We start from the raw sequence: 2,544 nt of genomic DNA, 5'->3' as shown, positions 1-2,544 counted from the left end.
TGTTACAGTAGTGGTAAGACCTATTTTGAAAAAATGTAAGTTTCCTTAAATCTTCATTAATACTGTGTAGAATACGTTTTGAATTAGGTCATTGTATTGTAAAATAAGAAGTAAGCTACTATAGATCTGCTAAGGTAGGCGTATAATGAGCTTATAAAAATCTTAATATGAATGAATAATTAAAAGTAGAAAAGAGAGAAAAATCTACTTATTAACGTTTTACTTTATAGGACAGGAGAGAGTACTCGTCGATTATGCAAATAAAAAACCTGTTTCAAAGCAAAGGATTTCAGAGGTTACTCGTATTAGTAATACTTGCTCTCGTATTATATGGGCTGCAAAGTATGTTGAATTTAATATTAATTACGTTTATTCTTACGTATTTAATGGATCGATTCCAAAAGTTTATTTCTCGCAAATTAGACCACTTTATGCCCATTAATCGAAAGCTCATTATAGCATTTCTATATGTTATGTTAATTGGCGGAATTGCTATTACGCTATTTAAATATTTACCAGTATTAACGATACAAATTTCACAATTGATTTATCAATTTAACGTATTTTTAAGAAACCCACCGGACAGTGAATTAATTAAGTATGCAGTTAATGCTGTTAATCATATGGAACTTTCGAAGTATGTAGGACAAGGCGTTGACATTTTGTATAAATCGATTACGAATGTTGGGAAATTTGGCCTTCAAGTGTTACTTTCTTTAATTTTAAGTTTATTTTTCTTATTGGAGAAAGCTCGTATCGTTGCTTTTACTGCAAAATTTAAAGAGAGCAGACTTGCAATTTTCTATACTGAAATCGAGTACTTCGGTAAGAAATTTGCACGTTCATTCGGAAAAGTAATCGAAGCCCAATTTTTAATTGCAGTTGTTAACTGCGTTTTATCCGTTATTGCATTATGGATATTAGGATTCCCACAATTATTAGGTTTAGCGTTAATGATCTTCTTACTTGGTTTAATTCCAGTAGCTGGGGTTATCATTTCGTTATTCCCGCTTTGTATGATTGCTTACAATATCGGCGGTATTATGTACGTTGTTTATATTTTAGTTATCGTAACAGTCATTCATGCGCTTGAAAGTTACGTGTTAAATCCGAAGTTTATGTCGCAAAAAACAAACTTACCAATTTTCTATACGTTTATGGTATTAATCTTCTCGGAACACTTCTTAGGTGTATGGGGATTAATTATCGGTATTCCAATCTTCATTTTCTTATTAGATGTCTTAGATGTGACAAGTGATGAAATGGAGAAGGACGCTGGGAAAAAATAAAGTGAAGAGAAAAAAGCATCGATGTTCGATGCTTTTTCTTTTATAACATGATGTTTCTTATGCCATACTGTAAGGAGAAGATAGAATAGGGGTGAAAGAATGGCTGTAAATGAAAAGGTAGAATTAGCTACATTTGCTGGAGGGTGCTTCTGGTGTATGGTTTCGCCATTTGAAGAGATGGAAGGAATTATAAAGGTTGTTTCTGGCTATACAGGTGGTCATAAAGAGAATCCAACATATAAAGAAGTATGTTCAGAAACGACGGGACATTATGAGGCAGTACAAATTACATTTGATGCAAATAAAATGCCGTATGAAGAGTTATTAAATATATATTGGAGACAAATTGATCCGACTGATGTAGGTGGGCAATTCCACGATCGCGGACAGTCTTACGAAACAGTGATTTTTTATCATAATGAAGAACAACATAAAAAAGCAGAGGCTTCAAAAGAAGGGCTTGCAAGGAGTGGGCGCTTTTCAAAGCCGATTGCGACAAAAATATTGCCAGCTGCTACGTTTTATCCCGCAGAGGAATATCACCAAGGATATCATAAGAAAAATGAATTCCGCTACGAGTTATACCGTAAGGGCTCAGGGCGAGATGCGTTTATTAAGCAACATTGGCCAAAGGATAATGCTCATTTAAAGGAAAAACTGAATGAGATGCAATTTTATGTAACACAGGAAAATGGTACAGAACCACCATTTCGAAATGAGTATTGGAATCATAAAGAAGAAGGTCTTTATGTAGATATCGTTTCAGGTGAACCTTTGTTTACTTCTCTAGATAAATTTGATAGTGGATGTGGATGGCCTAGTTTTACAAAGCCAGTTATGTCAGCTAGTGTGAAGGAAAAAATGGATGTGAGTCATAATATGACGCGTACAGAAGTGAGAAGTAAGGAAGGAGATTCACATCTCGGGCACGTATTTCCAGATGGCCCAGGACCGAATGGACTTCGCTATTGTATAAATTCAGCAGCTCTTCGATTTATTCCAAAAGAGGAATTAGAAAAAGAAGGCTATGGTGATTTCCTAATCTTGTTTGGAAATAAAAAATAACCTCGCAATTAGCGAGGTTATTTTTTTGTTACTTTACTTTTTTCTTTTTAAACTTGCTTAATACTTCATAAACGATTGGAACAATAAGAAGTGTTAATAATGTTGAACTTGTTAATCCACCAATTACTGTTACACCAAGTCCTTTAGAAATTAAGCCGCTACCTTCAAATCCTAATGCGAGCGGGATAAG

3 protein-coding genes are annotated in these 2,544 nt (G+C 34.2%); 2 read left to right on the top strand and 1 reads right to left on the bottom strand.

The features are described 5' to 3' along the window. Nucleotides 1–254 precede the first annotated feature (254 nt). Nucleotides 255–1,289, top strand: coding sequence for an AI-2E family transporter (locus tag MR083_RS26390; RefSeq protein ID WP_001166015.1), 1,035 nt, complete (start codon nt 255–257; stop codon nt 1,287–1,289). A 99-nt stretch (nt 1,290–1,388) separates the two neighbouring features. Continuing rightward, nucleotides 1,389–2,354, top strand: coding sequence for a peptide-methionine (R)-S-oxide reductase MsrB (msrB, locus tag MR083_RS26385; RefSeq protein ID WP_000290166.1), 966 nt, complete (start codon nt 1,389–1,391; stop codon nt 2,352–2,354). A 28-nt stretch (nt 2,355–2,382) separates the two neighbouring features. On the opposite strand, the gene MR083_RS28220 is transcribed toward msrB, so the two are convergent. Beyond that, a partial coding sequence (locus tag MR083_RS28220) for a hypothetical protein (protein ID WP_396022321.1) occupies nt 2,383–2,544 on the bottom strand: 162 nt, incomplete at its 5' end.

This window comes from Bacillus cereus group sp. BfR-BA-01408 (genome assembly GCF_022663305.1).
GTDB lineage: Bacteria > Bacillota > Bacilli > Bacillales > Bacillaceae_G > Bacillus_A > Bacillus_A pacificus.
The sequence above is the reverse complement of the archived record's forward strand: the minus strand, read 5'-3'. Positions and strand labels throughout refer to the sequence as shown.

Bases quoted from the DNA above. Each gene is read 5' to 3' on its own strand.
- MR083_RS26390 (WP_001166015.1), top strand. From the start codon at position 255: ATGCAAATAAAAAACCTGTTTCAAAGCAAAGGATTTCAGAGGTTACTC.
- msrB (WP_000290166.1), top strand. From the start codon at position 1,389: ATGGCTGTAAATGAAAAGGTAGAATTAGCTACATTTGCTGGAGGGTGC.